At 60.8% G+C, this 19971-nt stretch carries 23 protein-coding genes; 9 read left to right on the top strand and 14 right to left on the bottom strand.

Translation table 11 applies throughout. From position 1 onward, the window contains the following. Nucleotides 1–59: 59 nt before the first annotated feature. From Q1A91_RS05485 to Q1A91_RS05460, 6 genes are all read left to right on the top strand, one after another. Complete coding sequence (locus Q1A91_RS05485) at nucleotides 60–398, top strand: helix-turn-helix transcriptional regulator (protein ID WP_299874087.1); 339 nt, start codon at nucleotides 60–62, stop codon at nucleotides 396–398. Further along, nucleotides 391–1422, top strand: a complete 1032-nt coding sequence (locus Q1A91_RS05480) for a permease (protein WP_299874085.1) — start codon at nucleotides 391–393, stop codon at nucleotides 1420–1422. The genes Q1A91_RS05485 and Q1A91_RS05480 overlap by 8 nt, the downstream gene beginning before the upstream one ends. Before the next feature lie 234 nt (nucleotides 1423–1656). Beyond that, on the top strand, nucleotides 1657–2316 hold the full coding sequence (locus Q1A91_RS05475; protein WP_299874084.1) for an ABC transporter ATP-binding protein: 660 nt from the start codon (nucleotides 1657–1659) through the stop codon (nucleotides 2314–2316). Beyond that, nucleotides 2294–4036, top strand: coding sequence for a capsule biosynthesis protein (locus Q1A91_RS05470; protein ID WP_299874081.1), 1743 nt, complete (start codon nucleotides 2294–2296; stop codon nucleotides 4034–4036). Before Q1A91_RS05475 ends, Q1A91_RS05470 begins: the two co-directional genes overlap by 23 nt. Then, the gene (kdsA, locus tag Q1A91_RS05465; RefSeq protein ID WP_299874078.1) at nucleotides 4033–4866 is read left to right on the top strand and encodes a 3-deoxy-8-phosphooctulonate synthase; all 834 of its coding nucleotides are present in this window, start codon (nucleotides 4033–4035) and stop codon (nucleotides 4864–4866) included. The genes Q1A91_RS05470 and kdsA overlap by 4 nt, the downstream gene beginning before the upstream one ends. Nucleotides 4867–4892: 26 nt before the next feature. Further along, entirely contained in the window at nucleotides 4893–6389 is a 1497-nt protein-coding gene (locus tag Q1A91_RS05460) for a phosphomannomutase/phosphoglucomutase (RefSeq protein ID WP_299874075.1), read from the top strand. 165 nt (nucleotides 6390–6554) lie between these two features. Here the strand turns inward: Q1A91_RS05460 and Q1A91_RS05455 are convergent, their stop codons facing one another. The 5 genes from Q1A91_RS05455 to rpsA form a co-directional block, all read right to left on the bottom strand. Next, nucleotides 6555–7202: a phosphoribosylanthranilate isomerase gene (locus Q1A91_RS05455; protein WP_299874072.1), complete on the bottom strand. Its 648-nt coding sequence runs from the start codon at nucleotides 7200–7202 to the stop codon at nucleotides 6555–6557. Between the two features lie 8 nt (nucleotides 7203–7210). Next, nucleotides 7211–7561: a LapA family protein gene (locus Q1A91_RS05450; protein WP_299874069.1), complete on the bottom strand. Its 351-nt coding sequence runs from the start codon at nucleotides 7559–7561 to the stop codon at nucleotides 7211–7213. Then, nucleotides 7561–7845 carry an integration host factor subunit beta gene (gene ihfB / locus Q1A91_RS05445; protein WP_299874066.1) on the bottom strand — a complete coding sequence of 95 codons (285 nt, stop codon included), beginning with the start codon at nucleotides 7843–7845 and terminating at the stop codon, nucleotides 7561–7563. Before ihfB ends, Q1A91_RS05450 begins: the two co-directional genes overlap by 1 nt. A gap of 258 nt (nucleotides 7846–8103) precedes the next feature. Beyond that, complete coding sequence (locus Q1A91_RS05440) at nucleotides 8104–8739, bottom strand: VPLPA-CTERM sorting domain-containing protein (RefSeq protein ID WP_299874063.1); 636 nt, start codon at nucleotides 8737–8739, stop codon at nucleotides 8104–8106. Nucleotides 8740–8898: 159 nt separating this feature from the next. Further along, nucleotides 8899–10572, bottom strand: a complete 1674-nt coding sequence (gene rpsA / locus Q1A91_RS05435; protein WP_299874060.1) for a 30S ribosomal protein S1 — start codon at nucleotides 10570–10572, stop codon at nucleotides 8899–8901. Nucleotides 10573–10975: 403 nt separating this feature from the next. On the opposite strand from rpsA, the gene Q1A91_RS05430 reads away from it, so the two are divergent. After that, nucleotides 10976–11455 carry a hypothetical protein gene (locus Q1A91_RS05430; protein ID WP_299874057.1) on the top strand — a complete coding sequence of 160 codons (480 nt, stop codon included), beginning with the start codon at nucleotides 10976–10978 and terminating at the stop codon, nucleotides 11453–11455. A gap of 60 nt (nucleotides 11456–11515) precedes the next feature. Here the strand turns inward: Q1A91_RS05430 and Q1A91_RS05425 are convergent, their stop codons facing one another. Together Q1A91_RS05425 and Q1A91_RS05420 are read right to left on the bottom strand one after the other, a co-directional pair. Next, nucleotides 11516–12037: a GNAT family N-acetyltransferase gene (locus Q1A91_RS05425; protein WP_299874054.1), complete on the bottom strand. Its 522-nt coding sequence runs from the start codon at nucleotides 12035–12037 to the stop codon at nucleotides 11516–11518. A 186-nt stretch (nucleotides 12038–12223) separates the two neighbouring features. Further along, a complete protein-coding gene (locus Q1A91_RS05420; RefSeq protein WP_299874051.1) occupies nucleotides 12224–12610 on the bottom strand; it encodes a hypothetical protein in 387 nt (128 codons plus the stop codon). A gap of 371 nt (nucleotides 12611–12981) precedes the next feature. Here Q1A91_RS05420 and Q1A91_RS05415 point away from each other — a divergent pair, with 371 nt between their 5' ends. Together Q1A91_RS05415 and Q1A91_RS05410 are read left to right on the top strand one after the other, a co-directional pair. Further along, nucleotides 12982–13398, top strand: a complete 417-nt coding sequence (locus tag Q1A91_RS05415; RefSeq protein ID WP_299874048.1) for an STAS/SEC14 domain-containing protein — start codon at nucleotides 12982–12984, stop codon at nucleotides 13396–13398. A gap of 118 nt (nucleotides 13399–13516) precedes the next feature. After that, nucleotides 13517–13945: a c-type cytochrome gene (locus Q1A91_RS05410; protein ID WP_299874045.1), complete on the top strand. Its 429-nt coding sequence runs from the start codon at nucleotides 13517–13519 to the stop codon at nucleotides 13943–13945. Between the two features lie 40 nt (nucleotides 13946–13985). On the opposite strand, the gene Q1A91_RS05405 is transcribed toward Q1A91_RS05410, so the two are convergent. The 7 genes from Q1A91_RS05405 to Q1A91_RS05375 form a co-directional block, all read right to left on the bottom strand. Then, a complete protein-coding gene (locus tag Q1A91_RS05405; protein WP_299874042.1) occupies nucleotides 13986–15359 on the bottom strand; it encodes a P-loop NTPase fold protein in 1374 nt (457 codons plus the stop codon). Then, a complete protein-coding gene (locus Q1A91_RS05400) occupies nucleotides 15340–15951 on the bottom strand; it encodes an SCO family protein (RefSeq protein ID WP_299874039.1) in 612 nt (203 codons plus the stop codon). Before Q1A91_RS05400 ends, Q1A91_RS05405 begins: the two co-directional genes overlap by 20 nt. After that, the gene (locus tag Q1A91_RS05395) at nucleotides 15951–16511 is read right to left on the bottom strand and encodes a hypothetical protein (protein WP_299874037.1); all 561 of its coding nucleotides are present in this window, start codon (nucleotides 16509–16511) and stop codon (nucleotides 15951–15953) included. Before Q1A91_RS05395 ends, Q1A91_RS05400 begins: the two co-directional genes overlap by 1 nt. Continuing rightward, nucleotides 16511–16954 (bottom strand): hypothetical protein, encoded by a 444-nt coding sequence (locus tag Q1A91_RS05390; RefSeq protein WP_299874034.1) that lies wholly within the window; start codon nucleotides 16952–16954, stop codon nucleotides 16511–16513. Before Q1A91_RS05390 ends, Q1A91_RS05395 begins: the two co-directional genes overlap by 1 nt. 237 nt (nucleotides 16955–17191) lie before the next feature. Continuing rightward, the gene (locus tag Q1A91_RS05385) at nucleotides 17192–17656 is read right to left on the bottom strand and encodes a GNAT family N-acetyltransferase (RefSeq protein ID WP_299874031.1); all 465 of its coding nucleotides are present in this window, start codon (nucleotides 17654–17656) and stop codon (nucleotides 17192–17194) included. Nucleotides 17657–18017: 361 nt separating this feature from the next. Then, complete coding sequence (locus Q1A91_RS05380) at nucleotides 18018–19016, bottom strand: sterol desaturase family protein (protein WP_299874028.1); 999 nt, start codon at nucleotides 19014–19016, stop codon at nucleotides 18018–18020. A gap of 98 nt (nucleotides 19017–19114) precedes the next feature. After that, a complete protein-coding gene (locus Q1A91_RS05375; RefSeq protein ID WP_299874025.1) occupies nucleotides 19115–19702 on the bottom strand; it encodes a hypothetical protein in 588 nt (195 codons plus the stop codon). Nucleotides 19703–19971: the final 269 nt, after the last annotated feature.

The raw sequence follows: 19971 nt of genomic DNA, 5'->3' as shown, positions 1-19971 counted from the left end.
TTTCGACAAACATCGAAATAACCTTGCAGGTGCACTTATATTTCGATATCTCTAGAAATATGAAAACCGATTCCTCCCCCCCGACGCTCACCCGCGCCGCCGCCAGCTTCGCCGCCCTTGGGTCCGAACAACGCCTCGGCGTGCTCCGCACTCTTGTGCGCGCCGGGCCGCAGGGGCTGAGCATTGGCGATCTGGGCGACCGGACCGGCGTGACCGGCTCAACCCTGACGCACCATCTGAAAATCCTGGCTGCTGCCGGCCTCGTCAAACAGGAACGTCAGGGCCGCAGCATCATCTGCGCCGCTGTCGCCTATACGGAAGTCGAAGCGCTGTCGCATTTCCTGCTGACCGAATGCTGCGCGGACGCAGGCCTTGAGACGGGGCATCACCATGGCTGACACCACGCAAACGCAAGCCAGCGCGGCGCGGCGCATCTGGACACCCGGCGCCTGGGGCTTCACGGGGGGTCTGCTGGTCCTGATTGCCCTGCTCGACTGGCCCGAATTTTTGCCCACCCTGCTTTTCACCGGCAACGCACTGGCCCATACCGCGCCATTCATCGCTTTCGCCGTGATGGCTGTCGCATACCTCAAGGCCAGCGGCGCGGAGACCCTGCTGGCCCGCGCGTTCGAAGGCGCGCCTGCCCGGATGATCGTCATGGCAGCCCTGCTGGGCGGTCTGTCGCCCTTCTGCTCCTGCGAAGTCATTCCCTTTATCGCCGCGCTTCTGGCCGTCGGCGCGCCGCTGGGGGCTGTGATGGCCTTCTGGCTGGCCTCCCCGCTGATGGACCCGGCGATGTTCGCGATCACCTCCGGCACGCTGGGCTTTGACTTTGCCCTTGCGAAAACCCTTGCTGCGGTCAGCATCGGGATGATGGGCGGCTTTGCGGTGATGGCGATGTCCCAAACCGCGCTTTTCACCGATCCTTTACGTGAACAACTCGCCGTAGGAGGTTGTTGTGGCGCACAAAAACCCTTCTCAGGCACGCCCGTCTGGGCCTTCTGGAAAGACAGCGCCCGCCGCGCGACCTTCAACGATACCGCGCTGACAAATGCGCTGTTCCTGATCAAATGGCTGACGCTGGCCTATGTGGTTGAGGCGATCATGCTCACCTATGTCCCGGCCGAGATGATCGCAGGTGTTCTGGGCGGCGAAGGCCTGATGCCCATCCTGCTGGGCGCGCTGGTGGGGGCCCCTGCCTACCTCAACGGCTACGCCGCTGTGCCGCTGGTCGACGCGCTGCTGGCGCAGGGCATGACGCAGGGAGCGGCCATGTCCTTTGTGATTGCAGGCGGCGTCAGCTGTATCCCGGCGGCCATCGCGGTCTGGGCACTGGTCAAACCGCGGGTCTTTGCCGCGTATCTGGGCTTTGCGCTGATCGGCGCGATGCTGGCGGGCATTGCGTGGCAGGCCGTCGCCTGATCGGTGCGCCACCCCAACCTCCCGGCCTCGTTTTCTTTGAAAGAAAACGGCCGGAAACTTTGAAAGTTTCCGCGCCCCGACAAATCCGCCGCACTTCCGCCTGCGGGGGCTTTGCACGTTGTACTTCTGCGTCATTTTAGGACATAATGATGCCCAAGTCAGTGCGTAAAGCCTTAAGAAAGCCCTGTTAAAAGGGATAGGAGCCATTGGTTCACAGCAGCAACCGGAGCAGGCATGCTGGAGTTTGAGAACGTATCCAAGTCCTTCTGGACAGGATCCCAGCATAAGGTGATCCTGGACAAGGCGTCGTTTCGCGTGGACCTTGGCCAGTCGCTTGGCATTCTGGCCCCCAATGGCACCGGCAAAACCACCCTCGTGAACATGATGGCCGGGCTGGAAAAACCCGACGAAGGGGAAATCCGCCGCAACTGCAAAATCTCCTTCCCGCTGGGGTTCATGGGCGGCGTGATCACCCGCCTGTCGGCCATGGACAACGCCCGCTACATCGCGCGGCTCTATGGGCTGGACCCCGACTATGTCGAAAGCTTCTGCCGCTGGCTCTGCGGTTTGGGCGAATACTTCGACCAGCCCCTTGGCACCTATTCGGCCGGCATGCGCGCACGGTTCTCGTTTTCCCTGCTGCTGGCGCTGGATTTCGACATCTACCTGATCGATGAAGGCATGCCGTCCACCACGGACGCTGAATTCAACCGCAAAGCAGGCGACCTGCTGCAAGAACGCCTGCGCACAACCACCATCATCATCGTCTCCCACCAGCCCGGCACGCTGGAGAAATTCGCCCGCTCTGCGGCGGTGCTGCTGGGGGGCAGACTGCATATGTTCGACACCTTGGAAGAAGCGAAACAGCTCTATGACTACGAAACCCAAGGCTAGAAAGTTCCGCATCAAGCGGAGCACGCCCGTCATGCAAACCACCGGCAGCGCCGGCGGGGCCGCCGCCGTGCGCGCGCCCCAACCGGATGCGGCACCTGATCCCGCGCCGCTCGGCCCGTCCGCCGCCGCCGCAGTGCCCGACGCAGCGCCGCAGCGCCCGCGCCCCGCGCCTGCCCCCGAACCGCCCGCCATCAGCGCGCCCCAGCCCGCCGCCACCGCCACCAAAGCGGGCGAAGTGTCCAGCCCCGGTGAAGTCAGCGGCGAACAGGACATCGACGCCATCCGCCGCGAGGGGCTGACCGGTCGCCAGTTGCGCATGGCCCGCCGGGTGGCGCAGAAACACGGGCTTGCCCCCACGTCGGACTTTGACGCCGTGCGCCTGTTGCGCGCCAAGGGCATCGACCCGTTCCAGCGCGCCAACATGCTGGAGCTGGTGGTGCCGCAGGGTGAAAACACCCCCGCCACAACCGGACAGGCCCCTGCCGGCAAAGGCCCTGTGCAACTGCCGCAGACCATGCCGATTGGCGCGCCCGGTGTGCCCGGCCTGCCCTCCAGTGACGTCAGCCCCGCCGAACGCCGCCAGGCGGAGATCATGGAGATTCAGCGCGACATCTCCCGCCGCCGCCGCAAAAAGCTCGGGCTGCTGCTGGTCCGGCTGGCCTTCTTTGTCTTCATCCCGACCTTTGCGGTGGGCTATTACTTCTACAACATCGCCACCCCGATGTACGCCACCACAAGCCAGTTCCTGATCATCCAGAGCGAAGGCGGCGGCGGCACCAGCCCGTTTGGCAACATCCTGCCCACGCAATTCGCCAACTCCGCCGACAGCATCGCGACGCAGGCCTATCTGCAATCCAAGGATGCCATGCTCAGGCTGGATGAAGACCGCGGCTTCAAATCCCATTTCGCGTCTGAGGAAGTGGATGCCATCCAGCGGCTCGAAGCAAACGCCACCAACGAAGACGCCTACAGCATCTACAAGAAAAACGTCAAAATCGGCTATGACCCCACCGAAGGGGTGATCCGGATGGAGGTGATTGCCGCCAATCCCCAGGTGTCTGAGGATTTCTCCCGCAGCCTGCTCGATTATGCCGAAGAACGGGTCAACGACCTGTCCAAGCAAAAGCGCGAAGATGGCATGCGCGACGCCCGCAACGGGTTTGAAACCGCACAGGCCAACCGCCGCGCCGCGCAAGAGGCGCTGATCACGCTCCAGGTCGAAAACGGCGTCGATCCCGAAGCGCAGATCGCCTCCATCCGCGGTCAGATCAGCACCTACGAAGGGCTGCTGATCGAGAAAGAACTCGAACTGGCCGCCCTGCTGGACAACGCCCGCCCCAACCGCGCCAAAGTGGACGGCGCTCAGGGCGATGTGGACCGCCTGAACGCGCAACTTGACCGCCTGCGCGAAAAGATGACCAGCGCCACCGCCGGCGACAATTCACTGGCCCAGCAGGCCGTGACCATGCAGCTGGCCCAGGCCGATCTGGCCGCTGCCGACATGGTCCTGCAAAGCGCGCAGACGGCGATGGAACAGGCCCGGACCGAGGCGGGCCGTCAGGTCCGCTATCTGACCATCGCGGTGGAACCTGTGGCCCCGCAGGAACCAACCTATCCGAAAGCATTTGAGAACACGATCTTGGCTTTCCTCGTCTTTGCGGGCATCTACCTCATGCTGTCCCTGACAGCGTCGATCTTGCGAGAACAGGTAACCTCATGACCCAAGTCCCCGTTGGTGACGTCCTCATCGGCAATGACCGCCCGTTGACCGTCATCGCTGGCCCCTGCCAGCTGGAAAGCGCCGACCACGCCCAGATGATCGCAGGCAAGATGAAAGAAGCCTGCGCGGCCGTCGGCGCGCAGTTCATCTTCAAAGCCAGCTATGACAAAGCCAACCGCACGTCGCTTTCCGGCAAGCGCGGTCTGGGCATCGACGAAGGGCTGAAGGTCCTGCAATCAGTGGGCCGCGCCAACGGCGTGCCGGTGCTGACGGATGTGCATACGGAAAGCCAATGCGCCATCGCGGCTGAGGCTGTCGATGTGCTGCAAATTCCCGCCTTTCTGTGCCGCCAGACCGATATGCTGCTGGCCGCAGGCAACACCGGCAAAGCCGTGAACGTCAAGAAGGGCCAGTGGATGGCCCCCTGGGACATGGCCAATGTGGTCGACAAGATCGCCAGCACCGGGAACGACAAAATCCTGCTCACCGAACGCGGCACCGCCTTCGGCTACAACACCCTTGTGGCGGACATGCGCTCCCTGCCGCAGATGGCCCAAACCGGCTATCCGGTGGTGATGGATGCCACCCATTCCGTCGCCCAACCGGGTGGTCTTGGCGGCTCCTCCGGCGGCCAGCGTGAATTTGCCCCCGTCATGGCCCGCGCGGCGGCCGCCATCGGCGTGGCCGCCCTCTTCATGGAAACCCACGAAGACCCTGACCGCGCGCCCAGCGATGGCCCCAACATGATTTACCTTGACCAGATGCCTGCCCTCATCAAGGTCCTGATGCAGTTCGATGCGCTGGCCAAGGCGCACCCGCTGACCTTCTGATCCCCGCTGAATAAAGAGTATACACAGTGACCAAACCCGCCCCCACCGTGACCCAGAACACCTGGGAATTCCTGCGCGATGCGATGATCACCCCCACGGGGTTCCGTGAATATGACGCCCGCTGGAAATACCCCGATGACATTAACCTGCCGGGCATCACCGCTCTCGGCCTCGGCCTCGGCACGCAAATGCACCGCCGTGGGATCGACCCGGTGATCGCCGTCGGCAACGACTACCGCGACTATTCGCTGTCGATCAAGAACGCGCTGATGCTGGGCCTGATGCAGGCAGGCATCCACGTGCGTGACATCGGCCCCGCCCTCTCCCCCATGGCCTATTTCGCGCAGTTCCACCTCGATGCGCCCGCCGTCGCCATGGTCACCGCGTCCCACAACCCCAACGGCTGGACCGGCGTGAAAATGGGCTTTGAGCGCCCCCTCACCCACGGCCCCGATGAGATGGGCGAACTCCGCGACATCGTGCTGGGTGGCGAAGGCCAGCCCCGCGCGGGCGGCACATATGAATTTGTGCCGGGTGTCCGCGAAGCCTACCTCGACGACCTTGTCGGTGACTTCAAAATGACGCGGCCTCTCAAGGTCGTCTGCGCCACCGGCAACGGCACGGCCTCCGCCTTCGCACCTGAACTCTTCAAACGCATCGGCGTCGACGTCGTCGCCAGCCACAATGAACTCGACTACACCTTCCCGCACTACAACCCCAATCCCGAAGCCATGGAAATGCTCCACGACATGAGCGCATCGGTCAAAGCCTCCGGTGCTGACTTCGCGCTCGGCTTCGACGGTGACGGCGACCGCTGCGGCGTGGTGGATGACGAGGGTGAGGAGATTTTCGCAGACAAGGTCGGCGTGATCATGGCCCGCGACTTCGCCAGGCTCTACCCAAATTCAACCTTCGTGGCAGACGTCAAATCCACCGGCCTCTTCGCCTCCGACCCGGAACTCCAGAAATACGGCGCCAAAGCCGACTACTGGAAGACGGGTCACAGCCACATGAAACGCCGGGTCAAGGAAATCGGCGCGCTGGCAGGCTTTGAAAAATCCGGCCACTACTTCCTCGCGGAACCGGTGGGCCGCGGCTACGACTGCGGTCTGCGCGTCGCTGTGGAAATCTGCAAACTCATGGACCGCAACCCGGACAAGAGCATGTCCGACCTGCGCCGCGCCCTGCCCCAGACCTTCTCTTCCCCCACTATGTCCCCCTATTGCGCCGACACGGAAAAATACGACACGCTCGACCGCCTGGTCGCCAAACTCGTCGCCAAACATGAGGCCGGAGACACCATCGGCGGCCGCACCATCAAGGAGGTCGTCACTGTCAACGGCGCCCGCGTGATCCTCGACAATGGCGGCTGGGGCCTGGTGCGCGCTTCCTCCAACACCCCCAACCTCGTCGTCGTCTGCGAAAGCCCGGAGTCCGACGCCGAACTCCGCGCTATCTTCGCCGACATCGACACCGTCATCCGCACCGAGCCCAACGTCGGCGAATACGACCAAACCCTCTGACCCCGCCCCCCCTCTTTTCTCCATAAATATCCCGGAGGTCCGGAGGCAGAGCCTCCGAAAGGCGCGCCGCATCCCAAAGGCAAATCCGTCAATGTGACCCACACCCCCAAAACAAAAAAGGGGGCCGCAGGCCCCCTCCCGGTCGGATTGCGGAGCAATTCGAAACTACGCCACACCCGCCGCCTTACAAAACGCCGCAATCAATCCCGCATCCTTCACCCCCGGCGCGCGCTCCACCGCCGAAGACAGATCAACCTGCCGCGCGCCTGTCACCCGAATGGCCTCTGCCACCGTCTGCGCGTTCAGCCCCCCCGCCAGCATCCACGGCACCGGCCAGCGGCGGCCCGCGATCAGCGACCAGTCAAACGCCAGCCCATTGCCGCCGGGCAAATCCGCGCCTTTGGGCGGCTTGGTATCCACCAGCAATTGGTCCGCCACAGCGGCGTAGGCGTCCAATGCCGCCAGATCTTCCGGCCCGCCAATGGCCACCGCCTTCATCACCGGCAAACCATATCGCGCCTTGATTTCCGCCACGCGCGCCGGTGTCTCCGCGCCATGCAGCTGGATCATATCCATCGGCACCTCCGCCACCAGCGCGTCCAGTGCCGCATCCGTCGGATTGACCACCAACGCGACCTTGCAGATGCCCGCAGGTGTGCCCGCCGCCAGTGCGGCCGCCTGCGCGGGCGCCACGTATCGCGGCGATTTGGGAAAGAAATTCAACCCGATATAGCGCCCGCCCGCATCCGCGACGGCTGCAATATCCTCTGGACGGGTCACCCCGCAGATTTTCACATGGATCTGAGCGGACATCGCCTGCCTCAGCTGGCCTTGTCCAGCAGCGCCAGCACTTCGTCCTGGCCTTCGTGCTTCTCGCTCTTCAGGCGCGCCACTTCACGCTCCAGCCGGCGCATCTCTCGGGCCTGTTTGGCCGCTTCGGCGCGCTGCGCGTGCTCGCGGATCCATTCCCAGACAAAGCCGACCAGCAGCCCCGCCACGATGGATCCAAGGATCACGAAAAACAGCGGCAGGGTCACCTGCGGGTTGACCGCAAAGAGCCCGGCAATCTCATCCGGCAGCACTTTCAGATCGACCATGGCCCGATTGGCCAAAGCGACAGAAATCAGCGCAATCGCAAAAACCGCGATACAGGCATACCGAACATACCGCATCAGGCGCGCCCGTTCAGCCGGTCACGCAGCAGTTTGCCCGTCTTGAAAAACGGCACATGCTTTTCCTCGACCTGCACGGTTTCTCCGGTACGCGGGTTGCGCCCCACACGCGCATCGCGCTTTTTAACCGAAAACGCGCCAAAGCCGCGCAGTTCCACCCGGTCGCCCTTGGCCATGGCTCCGGTGATCTCATCAAAGATGGTGTTCACAATCCGCTCCACATCCCGCTGATAGAGATGCGGGTTATCGTCGGCGATTTTCTGAATGAGTTCTGACCGGATCATATTTTACCCCCCCAAGGGTTATTCTTTGTATTTTTCCTCAATGACTATAGGAACATTGGCCGCACCCGTGAAGGGACGGTTTGCCCCCTGATCTCATTTTCCTGCGCCGAAGGCGCTGTTATCGGGGGGTTTTCCGCCAATCTGCTGACACAAATGGACCAACCGCACCGCAGAGACCTGCCGGCCCCCTTTTCTGGCCCATGGCGATTCGCTCCCGCGGCAGGGCGCGCCTTGCCCCCAGCCGCTGGTTGCATGCGCTTACGACCGGTGGCGGCGCGCCATGCCCAGACCCGCCAGCCCTCCCAGCAACAGCAACGCCGTCGCAGGCAGCGGTACAGAGGAGGGTGTGATGTCCGCCACGCCGATATCCAGACGCCACTTGGCCGAAATCACATCCGTTGGGAAAGGACCGGAGGAGGCCTGAATCGCGAAGTTGAAGATGCCATTGACGGGGGCGTTGGTGATGAACAAACCACCCGACCCATTGCCGCTGATCGTGTCCAGTGTAAAGGCGACGTTGCCAATGCTCTCGGCAATGGTGAACGTGATGTCATTGGTCTGGCCCTGATCATTCCCGCCAAAGCTCGCCACAGCGTCAAAGACAGAGAAGGTGACCGACTGGATCGCCCGGTTCGGGTTCAGAAAGACCGAGAAACTGTCGGAAAAATCGCCCCCCGTGCAGGACGGCTGGGAAAACGGATCGCATGTCGCCGACAAGCTGCCGCTGACCGTGTTGATCCCGATATCGGACAGATCAAATGCCGATGGGGCCGGTGACAGCGGGACGGCTCCGATGCTTTGATTCGTGAAATCAGTTGACCCTTCATTGATCGTCGCGGCTTGCGCAGACAGGGCGCCGAGCAAAAAAGCGGCTGCTAAAATGACATTCTTCATTGAATTTACCTTTGTTTACAGTCCCCTTTTCTAGCAAGCCGATGGCACGGCAACAACCAAAAGGGGATTACCCCCTGCTGCACGCCCCCAGCACATGCAAAAGGCCCCGCAGTCAAACTGCGGGGCCTTGTGTTCTGACGTGTCAAACCCGCAAAGGGTTTATTCGTCGCCCTTCAGAGCGGCACCGAGGATATCACCCAGGGATGCACCGGAATCGGAGGAGCCATACTGCTCAACCGCTTCCTTCTCTTCGGCAATCTCACGGGCCTTGATGGAGACACCCAGACGATGCGCCTTCGCGTCGACGTTGGTGATGCGCACATCAACCTTGTCGCCGACAGAGAAACGCTCGGGGCGCTGCTCGGCACGGTCACGGGACAGATCGGAGCGGCGGATGAAGGCTTTCATGCCTTCGTATTCCACTTCGATGCCACCATCCTCGATGGAGGTCACATTCACCGTCACCACGGAGCCGCGCTTCACGCCGCCCACAGCTTCGGCGAACTTGTCACCGCCAACACCTTTGATCGACAGGGAAATCCGCTCTTTCTCGACGTCCACTTCGGAGACAACGGCCTGAACCATGTCGCCTTTGCGGTAGTCCTGAATGGCTTCTTCGCCACGCTGGTCCCATGACAGATCGGAGAGGTGCACCATGCCGTCGATGTCGCCGGGCAGACCCACGAACAGACCGAATTCGGTGATGTTCTTGACTTCGCCTTCGACTTCCGTGCCCTCGGGGTGTGTTTCTGCAAACACTTCCCATGGGTTGCGCATGGTCTGCTTGAGGCCAAGGGAGACGCGGCGCTTGGCACCGTCGATTTCCAGCACCATGACTTCCACTTCCTGAGAGGTGGAGACGATCTTGCCGGGGTGCACGTTCTTCTTGGTCCAGGACATCTCGGAGACGTGGACCAGACCTTCAACACCGGGCTCGAGCTCAACAAAGGCACCGTAATCGGTGATGTTGGTCACGCGGCCTGTGTGGGAGGATTCCAGCGGGTACTTCGCCGCAACCAGATCCCATGGATCTTCCTGCAACTGCTTCATGCCGAGGGAGATGCGGTGTGTCTCTTTGTTGATCTTGATGACCTGCACCTTGATCGTCTCGCCAATGGCGAGGATCTCGGACGGGTGGTTCACACGGCGCCATGCCATGTCCGTCACGTGCAGCAGGCCGTCGACACCGCCAAGGTCCACAAACGCACCGTATTCGGTGATGTTCTTGACCACACCGTCGACCGTCTGGCCTTCGGTCAGGTTGCCGATCACTTCGGCGCGCTGCTCGGCACGGCTCTCTTCGAGGATCGCACGACGCGAGACAACGATGTTGCCACGGCGACGGTCCATTTTCAGAACCTGGAACGGCTGCTTGAGACCCATCAGAGGGCCTGCATCGCGCACGGGGCGCACGTCGACCTGGGAGCCGGGCAGGAACGCAACAGCGCCGCCAAGGTCCACAGTGAAACCGCCTTTGACACGGCCAAAGATCGCGCCTTCGACACGCTCTTCTGCGGCATAGGCTTTTTCCAGACGATCCCAGGCCTCTTCCCGGCGCGCCATCTCACGGGAGATAACCGCTTCACCGCGGGAGTTCTCAACCTGGCGGAGGAAGACTTCAACCTCATCGCCAACTTCGATCTTGGGCGCTTCGCCCGGATCGGCAAATTCTTTCAGCTCAACTCGGCCTTCCATTTTGTAGCCGACGTCGATGATGGCCTGACCGGCCTCGATGGCAATGACCTTGCCTTTGACAACAGACCCCTCTTCGGGTGTGTCCATCTCGAAGCTCTCATTCAGAAGGGCTTCAAATTCGTCCATAGCGTTTGACATGTAAGTATGCGTTTCCTTTTAGCGTTTGTTTCTGGCCGTGCGGTTGTCTCCGCCGGTCTTTGCTGGGTGCCCACCTTCGGTGTGACGGTGAAAATTGGACCTTGGGGCGAGTTCCGGTCGGGATAAAGAAAGAGGGCCGGACAAATCCGACCCTGCTCAGGATATCACGTCCGGTGCGTGTATCCGCCCCTTAGACAGCGCGCGTATAGGCGATATGCGCCATGGGTGCAAGGGGGCGGATGCGCCCCGGCCTGTATGAGCGGCGATGTGCTGTCTGGCACTGGCACTCCGGTGCCGGAGGCGGCTATCAAGGCCAAACACAACCTTTCCGTGTTTAACCTGCTTCCGGTTTCGCGTAGGCAGTCAACAGCACCGCGTACCACCACCACAAAAGGCCCCTGAAATGAAAAACGCCCTCGCCCTTCTCATCGCTTGCGGGATGCTGACCGCCTGCACCTCCACTGGCAGTTCAAACAGGTATCAGGCACAGGTCGGCTCCACCATGATCTCATGGAAGCAATTCGACGCCCCGCACTTGGGAGAGGCGGGAGAGACAACTTACATGGTCACACGACTGGAATCGGCACCGGTTGTGCTGTCCAACGGAATGCCGATCCCGAATTCCGATTGCATGGCCGTCATCCGGCAACAGGTGCAAAATGCTGTGGCTCTGTACAATGAATGCAATGAAAAAGTACGCAACCGCCCTGCCCCGAGTCTACAGCGTTTCATCGCCGAGGCCGAGCAGGTGATCCGCGCGGATGGACGCTGTACGTGGCTGGGATATGATCAGGCATTCGATTTTGCAGTTCGGGCCGAGGGGCTGCTTGCCTCGCTCCGCGACGAACGGCTCTTCTTCACCCGGATGCGCTGCGGCGGATAGAACGGCCAGCGCGGCTGAAGACGCCACTGTGATTGCAGTCCAATGGGCGGCTTGCCTGCCTCACGGGTCTTCCACCGGGTGCACCCACACCTCCGCCTCCGGCTCATGGGGCGCGCGCGTCCCGTCCGTGACCGCGCCAAGCCTTCCTGCCACCGCCTGCGACCTTGTGTTGCCCCGGTCGATGTAGCTGTAGAGCCGGTCCAGCCCCAGACCCTCATGCGCCCATGTCTTGACCGCAATCGCCGCTTCCGTGGCAAAGCCCTTGCCCTCCGCACCTTCAAACAGATGCCAGGCCAGTTCCACATCCGGCCAGCCCGCATGTTTGAGCAGCCCCACCCGGCCCACGGGGTGCCCGGTTTGCCGAAGGACCACCGTGAAGAAGCCAAAGCCATGCCACTGCCAATGGCCAACGCCGGTCAGAAAGCCGAACCACGCCTGCTCCGCCGTGACCGTCTCTCCCTGTGCGATCATCGACGGGGCAGAGGTCATGAAGCGGGTGAGCGCGGGCAGATCCTCCCGCTCGGGTCCCCGCAAAACCAGCCGCTGTGTGGTCAGCGTGGGGGCTGTCGTGAGTGTGGCCATGCGCCGCCCTTTCGGTTGCAGATCCGGGTATCGGTGAAGTGCAGTATAGCGGTGGGTCGCGCGGGGCGGAAAGGGGCCGTTCCGACGGGCCGCTCTGGTCGGCGGGTAGGTGTGACGGCGGTCGCGGGTGGTTTTGTTTGCTGGGAGGGTTGTGCGGGGCGCAGCGGACAGCCAAGGAGACCAATGCTACCCCTGCTCCGAAAAGTGTGTCTCGCACAACTCCCGCATACTTGGGCTGACCCGCCATACAGCCTCAAGTTCGACATCCCAACTCGCCCAATACCATATTTGCCACCCGTGAATGTCGATGCGTTCCGAGAGCGATGACAGAAACGCCGCCCAATCCGAGTTGGCTGAAAGTTTGAAATCAGCGCTCTCAAATGCCTGTATGATCATGTCTGCAAGAACAAATCGCACATCGTCCCTACCCCGCACTTCTTCAAAAAGAGTTAGATATTGAGGGAGGCCTGACGGTTCAGAAACTTCAAATTCCCAGTCCTGCATCTCAGCGTAGTTCGGCAAGTCCAGTCGGTTCGCAATGAAGTCAATTGCTTCTTTGGTCGGATGGCGCATTGGAGGTTCAAACATAAGACTTGTACTAAGCAGCAATTCCAGACGAGGCAAACGCTTCACCCTAAGTTCATTCCACCGCCCGACATTCCCAATCACGCGCGACATCCTCACCGCCTGTCACCACCCAACCGCAGAGACGGACAAAGCCCCTCCGGGATGCGTGTTGAAAATCCATAACCGTCAGAGCGTTTGCCGGTCCCATGTGGTTTTGCTTCATCATCACCGAAGATGAGGTACCCCATGACATAGCGCAGCAAGACCACCGCATCCTGCCACAGGCCCGCACCTGATCCGCCCCAGATTGACCTGCATCAACGCAGCCCGTGCAAAAACCGCGCATCCTCGGGGACAGCAGCCAAAGGAATCCACGCATGTTGAACGTCTCGAAACCATCCGCCAACCGACTGGACCTTGACCTCACCGGCAAAATTGATGCCGACGCCATGCGCGCAGGCCTTGAGACCCTGCTGGCGCAATCCGAAGGCATGAGCGGCGGCAAGATGCTCTACCGCATTGCCGATTTCGAAATGCCGACGCCGGGGGCGCTGGTGGTGGAACTCCAATTGATGCCCAAGCTCTTCAGCCTGATCGGCCGGTTCAGCAAATGCGCGGTGCTGTGTGACACCGGATGGATCCGCAGCGCGGCGGAAATCGAAGGCGCGCTCTTTCCTGGGCTGGAGATCAAAAGCTTCACCCTGTCGGGCGCAGCGGCAGCCGAAGCCTGGCTCGGCGGTGGGGAGCCGGGCGATGCGGGCGACGACGCAGAGGATGAGAATTTCCCGGTGTGACCCGCCCCTGCCCGCGCGGGACGGTGGCGGCGACACAGGACGGCAACCGACCGCCTGCGGGCAAGCAGGGCTTGCGGCGGGCACCACAGGTCATAGAGTGATCCAAAAAGGGACGCGCATGTACAGGACGATCATGGCAGCAATCGCAGGCGGAGGTGCTTTGGTGGCCCTTGCCGCCTGCACGGATTTCAACCGTCAGAACCAGACGATGCCCACGGTGGATGACGGGGCCGCGTTCTTTGCGCAGAACTGCGCGGCCTGTCACGGGGCCGATGGCCGGGGCACCGGGGCAGCGGCGGGTGACCTTGCCACCGCGCCTGTGAACCTGACGACCCTGAGCCGCCAAAACGGCGGCACCTTCCCCGCCGCCCGCGCATTGAGCTACATCTACGGCGATCCCGAAAACGGCCACCTCGCCCGCGTCATGCCCCAGTTCGGCGCGGAGATGGCCGAGGACCTCGTACCGGTTGAGATCGACGGCGTGCTGACCCCCACCCCGCGGGAGTTGGCGGGGTTGTTGGTGTATCTGGAGGCGGTGCAGGAGTAGTGGGGTTGTCGGAGACATGCATCCGTTGCAGTGCTGGTCTCTAGTCCACCTGAAGCCTGTGAACGGCATCCAACATTGCTTCATGATCCGGTATGTAGTGTGGTGCCAAGAAGTAGTAGATGCAGTACCATGGAAAGTAGTCCTTTCCGTCATCTGGGATATGCATCTGATGCCGCTCAAGGGTTAGAAACTCTGGGTATTTGGCATTGATTTCATGGTCAATTTTCGCAGTGTATTTCCCATGTCCTTCCCTTGTTTTATTGCTGTTTTGCCTCTCCATGACTTGGTGACCGTTCTCCGGTGTCATTTCCGATCGAGGAAAAGTGGATTTCCCAAATTTGGACTGAATGTCATTGGCTTCCGTGCCCTCCGTAAATGCGAGCCAAATCAACAATGGCAAATCTATATATTCACTACGGTAAATCCGACAACATAAGTCGACACGTTCAATCGTTTTCTTGATCTGCCGCATCGAAAGGCCAGATCTTGGACCAAGCTCGTGCGCAAGCTTTGCTGCAGCCTCAACACCGAAAGCGGGATGTTCGCTTAGCGGTTTCTCCAATTCCAATTGCAAGGTCAGAACGTGGGTAGCCGCAGCCATACTCGCGGCATCCGCTTCCAGTTTAAGCCGCAAATCAACGAACTTTTCGATGTAGAACTCCCCTTCAACTGCCCCACCAAATCGACGCGCAGCAATGTTCTCCAGATACTCACGATTGACCATCAGCATGAAAACAAAGCCGTCCTGATCGAAGACCAACTTCATCGCCTCCAACAAGGCTATGGCATAGTCCGGATGACATCGGTCCAATTCGTCGATGAGCACAATGATACGGTCAGTGTCTCTCTCTGCTGTGATTTGCGCATGGAGCACCTTCAAGTGCTCATTCAATTCAAGACGTGTCTTCTCTGCCGACAGTTGCCTGGCAATTGCGTCACCTGCAGCTTTCGACAGATCCTCTCCTGCTGCCTTGGCGATCTCTTCAAACACGCCAGCGTCGCCATCCGCGGGCGACATTTGATCAAACAGTTCTTCGGCCCCCTCACGCAGGACGGCTTTGCTAATTATCTTTGCGCCACCAACCGCGATCTTCTTTCCAACATCAACCGCGCTTCGCCACTTCTCTGCATCATTTTTCGGTACGTGATTAAGCAAAGCCCCCAAAAAAGTAATGACCGGGCCACCGGAATGATCGGACAGGCGTGCGTCTATCTCCACAACACATTCGCCGGAAGCCTTTAGCTGCTTGGCCCATCGCTCTCGAAAGAACGTCTTACCGCGTCCATATCCTGCTTCAATTGATATGGTGCGGTGATCTTCAATCGACGTGACGAGGCTGGTGAAAGCATCACCTCGCTCTCGATACCCTAAGAGGTCGTCATTCCATATCTCGTCAATATCCTGTTCTGGCAACTCTCTGCTTTCCAATTGAAGTCATCACACAAACCTCACCCCCCAGATACCCCAACGCAATCCCCGCCGCCTGCTCTGCCCCCAAAATCGGCGGGATCAGGGTCAGCAACTCCCCTGCCCCGTCCAGCAGATGGATGAACGACCCGTGCGCGTAGATCCACCCATGCTCGGGGTCCTGAAAGATCGGGGTGATCTCCACCCCGAAGGCGTCATAGACCGCAGCCAGAGCCGCCTCATCCCCGGTCAGGCCGATGTAATCGGGGTGGATCGCCGCCAAAGGCGCGCCCATGCTCTCCACCGTGTCGCGGTCGGGGGAGATGGTGATCATCACCGGGGTGACCGCGATGCCGTCCTCGGCCAGCGCATCCGTGATCTCGGCCATCAGCGGCAGAGCGGCGGTGCAGATGTCGGGGCAGTTGATGTAGCCAAAGAACACCAGTTGCGCGCGCCCCTGCGGGTCCGCCTGCGTGCGGGTCTGGCCGTGTTGGTCGATCAGCTCATAGGCCCCGCCCAGCGCCAGCGGGAACGGCTCATTCGCCAGCGCGGGCCCGCCCAGCAGCAGTGCCGCGCAGAGCGCGCGCAGCAGAGGCATCAGAAATTCTCGGCGATATAGGCCTCGTCGGTCTCCAGCCCCAGACCCAGATAGCCTTCCTCCGCGATGATCGCCTTCACGCGCGGATCGCGGCGGAACCATGGGCCCTTGCCCTTGGCATCGGGGTTGGCCTTGGCCCATTCCTTGGTCCATTGGTTGGCCTTCGCAGTGGTGCCGTCCGCGGTGGTCACGGTCTGCACCAGATAGATGTTCTTGACCGGGAAATCCTCATCCTCGATCAGCAAGCCGTCCACGGTCACGGTCTGCCCGCAATAGGGCAACAGATCCGTCGCAGCGCCGGTAAAGGCCGGCTGGTTGTTCTTGAGCGGGAAGACCATCACATCATCGGCAGAGCGCAGCAGGCCCAACTGCCGCGTGCCATCGCCGCAGTTCTCCGGGCAATCGCCCGTGAGGTCACATAGAACGTCCACCACGGTCGCCTCGAACCTCGCGGGCACCTCTGCATAAAGGTTCCAGGTCTTGGCCCCCGACCCTTCGGAAAAATCCTGAGCGGCCAGCGGGGTGGCGGCGAGCGTCAACAAAGCTATCAGATGTTTCATCAATTCGGATCCGGGATAGAGAAGGAAGGGACGTTGCCATAGTCTTCATGCGTCTTGTTCTGGATATCCAGATCAGAGACCACATCCGACACCACCAGATAATCCAGCCCGTCGCGTGTATAGTGCATCCCGTCGACCTCCACCGTATGGGCGGCCATCTTCAGAATCGTATCGCCGCCATTGGCATTCTCGTCGCCCGCCATCTTGAGGATCATGTAGACCGTGCCATCCTCCGCCAGCATCCCCACCGGAATGCCCCCAGCACTGCACCACAGCGCACAGGTATGATGGGCTGAACCCACCACGGAATCCGGTCCGCCCATGACGCCGGAGTAATAACACCAGGTGTCGATGATCTCACCTTTGACCTGTATCCGCGTGCCGTCGGCGGCAAGCGCGGGCAAGGCCAGCGCGGAGAGGAGGAGGGACAACAGCAGGCGCATGGGCGTTCCTTTCATGGGGTGGGTTGAGCCTAGGCGCGAATGTGCGGGGGGATCAATGATTGAGTGCGGTGGGGGTGATCACTTTTTTTTGGGGGGGGGTGAGGGGGCGTGTGCGGTATGCGGACTTTGCTGCCCTCAGCCTTGCGGAAACGAATGTCTGCTCCGACCTGAGGCTTCAACAGACGGCCGCAACACATTGGCAAAAGTCACTGCCGGTCTTTCGTGGCGCAAGGTATTTCACGGGCGCACATTAAGCGGCTTTCTCATCAAGACGAATGGCCCTTCCGGGTATGATTGCAATTCCACAAATTCATAGCCAAGAGCCGCGTAAAACTCCCGCGCTGTTAGTGAGGAATGAAGCATCATTTCCGGGATTGCTCTCTGTCGCGCTTCTTCTTCAATTCTTGCAACCAGCACTTTGCCTAGACCTTGCCCCTGAAACGCTGGGTCCACGAACAATGATCGCAAATAGTTACCTTTCAGCCCCACAGTGCCAACAAGACTGGCACCCGAGAAACACAAAAGAATAGCCTCATTTTCGAGTCTTTCGACGAGCGGCTCCGGTTCAAAAATCGCGCACAGCATATCAATTGATTTTTGACCATAGTCCCTAGCATTTGAAACGCGGATTGTGCGCTGGATCAACCCGCTGAGCGGTACCACATCGGCAACGGTAGCCTTAAGGAATTTGAGCGACTTCATCACGTCAACTCTATTCCGGGACATGGGGCATCGACAAGCTGACAAAGATGGCGGATTCATGAACTCCATAGCGTGTCCTGTCGGCTATCGGATCAGATGACGCCATCGCGATTGCAGACGTTCGTGCGCAGCGCAGCATTTGTCACATTGGGCTCAGACCAGCCATTTCCCGCCCCCCAGCCCGGAACAAGGCGTCGCCTCCAGGCCATCGCCTGCCCCGCTTGGGCAGGCGAATCCGTCAGGCTGTTTGGGTCAGTGAGAAGAAACACACAAGCCGCACCATAAGTGGCAGAGAATGAAGGTCAGATCGCCTTACCGGCACAGACGATACCCCGTCTTGCTTTGCGCCTAATCGCCCCCCTCACACCTTTCCATACATCGCCCGCTTGCGCGCCTTCGTCGCCGCCCGCCCCGCCTCCGTCCCGTCATGGAAGGTCCCGAACCAGCGGTCCCAGGGCATCTCCTGATTGCCGTAGTTGCACTCATAATACCGGTGGTGGAGCTGGTGATAAAATGTCCCCAAGGCCAGCCGCCGCTTGTCGCGGATCAGCAGATCTTCGTACCCTGTATGCGTCATCGCCGCCCCCGGCCCCTGATAAATCACGTGAAAGATCAGATGCACCGGATGCGAGGCCACCACCACATGCACCAGCAGCGTGGTCAGATACAGCAGATGCTCCACCGGGTGCATCGACAGCCCCGACCACGGGCCGATGTTGACGTTGCGATGATGCAGGGAATGCACGTGTTTATACAGCACAGGCACATGCAGCAGCCGGTGCACCCAATAGAAATGAAACGCCGACCACACCGGCAGCAGCATCAGCCAGACCACAAACCACACAGGGCTTTCCGCCAGCGTGATCACCGGGGCGTAGCCGTTGGCCATCAGCCACATCACCCCCACCTGAAACGCCGTCAGCTGCGCCACCCCGCTGGTCAGGGACCAGAACATATTGTCATGCACCTGATTGGAGAACTGCCACAGCCGGTTGTTCCTGGCCTGCTCGCGCGGGTCGAACTTCAGCCGCTTGCCCTGCCCTCGGCGCATGTAGAAATACCAATGCAGCCCGCCCGCGATGGTGATCATCATCCCCATGTTGACCGCCCAGGTCTGAAACACCCAGCCAAAAGCGAAGGTCTGTGCCGTCTCAAGCGATGGATAGGCCACCAGCCACAGCACCATGGCCAATACCAAAATCATCACCCGCTCGCTCAACGTCAGCCAGTTGCGCCGCAACCAGCCCAGCAGAAAGCGCGGATCGGGTGGCCATTGAAAAATCGACGGGTTGGCCAGTGGCAGGTCAGGAAAGTAGTGCCACTCCCGGCTCATCGGGGCGTCGTCTTTGGGGTCTTTCATCGGGCCTCACCGGGATTTGGGATCACCCCTCAACCCTGCCCGCGCGATGCGGCGTGTTTCTGCCCGGTTTGCGACACGGCTCCGGCGGATTCAGACCGTCAAAGCGCCTCGCCCTTCTTCTTCAGCTCCTCCAGCAACTCACGGTAAATCCCGTTGGTATCGCCCCCGCCAAAGATCTGCGCGCCACCGGAATAGGCCGTGCCATAGGTCCGCGCCACGGTCACCGTCTGCACCAGCCCCGACAGGAACTGATCCTTCTCCAGTGGCGACAGCGGGTGGATGAACACCCCCCAGAGCCGCCCGTTCGCCACGGCATAGCGCGCATCCAGCGCGCTATCAAAATTCGCCTGCATCATCCGCATCAAGTCCGCCGCGCTTAACCCGTCGGCGCTGGCAATCGGCACCATCGCCCGCATCCGATCCGCGCGGGCATCCGCAATGACGATGACCGGGATATCATCCAGCGTGAATTCAATCGCAGGCCCCTGTGCGCGCGCGTCCGGGTCCAGCGCCAGCACAATCTCCCCCAGCCGCGCCATGGTCATCGGCCCTTCGGCCTCCGGCCCAACCTCGGGCAGGACCTCAGCGGGTGGCTCTTCGGTCGGGGTGGTCTGGGCACTGGCACTGAAAGAGGCCAGCGCCATCAAGGCAGCAGCCGTCAGCGGCATCAGAGGGAAACGGATCATATCAGGCTCTCCTTTGTTACCCCAAAGGTAGTCCCAATCCATGTTTCAAACCATGCACCTTTGGGTGAGCACCGCGCGATCAGGTCAGGAAACCTTAACACGATCCCTCTATACCTCGGTCTTGGTTAACCAAGCCCTGCGTCTGACACATGCGGGGCAAACGGGTCTATTCGGTTGGGGATACCCCAACCCCTGCAAGACGCGCATTACCGGGCTTCCCGGTCAGGATCACCGACCCTCCCTTCGGGGCGGCGCCGCTTCCTTTATGA

This window comes from uncultured Sulfitobacter sp. (assembly GCF_947500075.1).
Classification (GTDB): Bacteria; Pseudomonadota; Alphaproteobacteria; order Rhodobacterales; family Rhodobacteraceae; genus Sulfitobacter.
This window is presented reverse-complemented; position numbering and strand designations above follow the sequence as displayed.

Bases quoted from the DNA above. Each gene is read 5' to 3' on its own strand.
- Q1A91_RS05485 (WP_299874087.1), top strand. From the start codon at position 60: ATGAAAACCGATTCCTCCCCCCCGACGCTCACCCGCGCCGCCGCCAGC.
- Q1A91_RS05480 (WP_299874085.1), top strand. From the start codon at position 391: ATGGCTGACACCACGCAAACGCAAGCCAGCGCGGCGCGGCGCATCTGG.
- Q1A91_RS05475 (WP_299874084.1), top strand. From the start codon at position 1,657: ATGCTGGAGTTTGAGAACGTATCCAAGTCCTTCTGGACAGGATCCCAG.
- Q1A91_RS05470 (WP_299874081.1), top strand. From the start codon at position 2,294: ATGACTACGAAACCCAAGGCTAGAAAGTTCCGCATCAAGCGGAGCACG.
- kdsA (WP_299874078.1), top strand. From the start codon at position 4,033: ATGACCCAAGTCCCCGTTGGTGACGTCCTCATCGGCAATGACCGCCCG.
- Q1A91_RS05455 (WP_299874072.1), bottom strand. From the start codon at position 7,202: ATGTCCGCTCAGATCCATGTGAAAATCTGCGGGGTGACCCGTCCAGAG.
- Q1A91_RS05450 (WP_299874069.1), bottom strand. From the start codon at position 7,561: ATGCGGTATGTTCGGTATGCCTGTATCGCGGTTTTTGCGATTGCGCTG.
- ihfB (WP_299874066.1), bottom strand. From the start codon at position 7,845: ATGATCCGGTCAGAACTCATTCAGAAAATCGCCGACGATAACCCGCAT.
- Q1A91_RS05440 (WP_299874063.1), bottom strand. From the start codon at position 8,739: ATGAAGAATGTCATTTTAGCAGCCGCTTTTTTGCTCGGCGCCCTGTCT.
- rpsA (WP_299874060.1), bottom strand. From the start codon at position 10,572: ATGTCAAACGCTATGGACGAATTTGAAGCCCTTCTGAATGAGAGCTTC.
- Q1A91_RS05430 (WP_299874057.1), top strand. From the start codon at position 10,976: ATGAAAAACGCCCTCGCCCTTCTCATCGCTTGCGGGATGCTGACCGCC.
- Q1A91_RS05425 (WP_299874054.1), bottom strand. From the start codon at position 12,037: ATGGCCACACTCACGACAGCCCCCACGCTGACCACACAGCGGCTGGTT.
- Q1A91_RS05420 (WP_299874051.1), bottom strand. From the start codon at position 12,610: ATGCGCCATCCGACCAAAGAAGCAATTGACTTCATTGCGAACCGACTG.
- Q1A91_RS05415 (WP_299874048.1), top strand. From the start codon at position 12,982: ATGTTGAACGTCTCGAAACCATCCGCCAACCGACTGGACCTTGACCTC.
- Q1A91_RS05410 (WP_299874045.1), top strand. From the start codon at position 13,517: ATGTACAGGACGATCATGGCAGCAATCGCAGGCGGAGGTGCTTTGGTG.
- Q1A91_RS05400 (WP_299874039.1), bottom strand. From the start codon at position 15,951: ATGCCTCTGCTGCGCGCGCTCTGCGCGGCACTGCTGCTGGGCGGGCCC.
- Q1A91_RS05395 (WP_299874037.1), bottom strand. From the start codon at position 16,511: ATGAAACATCTGATAGCTTTGTTGACGCTCGCCGCCACCCCGCTGGCC.
- Q1A91_RS05390 (WP_299874034.1), bottom strand. From the start codon at position 16,954: ATGCGCCTGCTGTTGTCCCTCCTCCTCTCCGCGCTGGCCTTGCCCGCG.
- Q1A91_RS05385 (WP_299874031.1), bottom strand. From the start codon at position 17,656: ATGAAGTCGCTCAAATTCCTTAAGGCTACCGTTGCCGATGTGGTACCG.
- Q1A91_RS05380 (WP_299874028.1), bottom strand. From the start codon at position 19,016: ATGAAAGACCCCAAAGACGACGCCCCGATGAGCCGGGAGTGGCACTAC.
- Q1A91_RS05375 (WP_299874025.1), bottom strand. From the start codon at position 19,702: ATGATCCGTTTCCCTCTGATGCCGCTGACGGCTGCTGCCTTGATGGCG.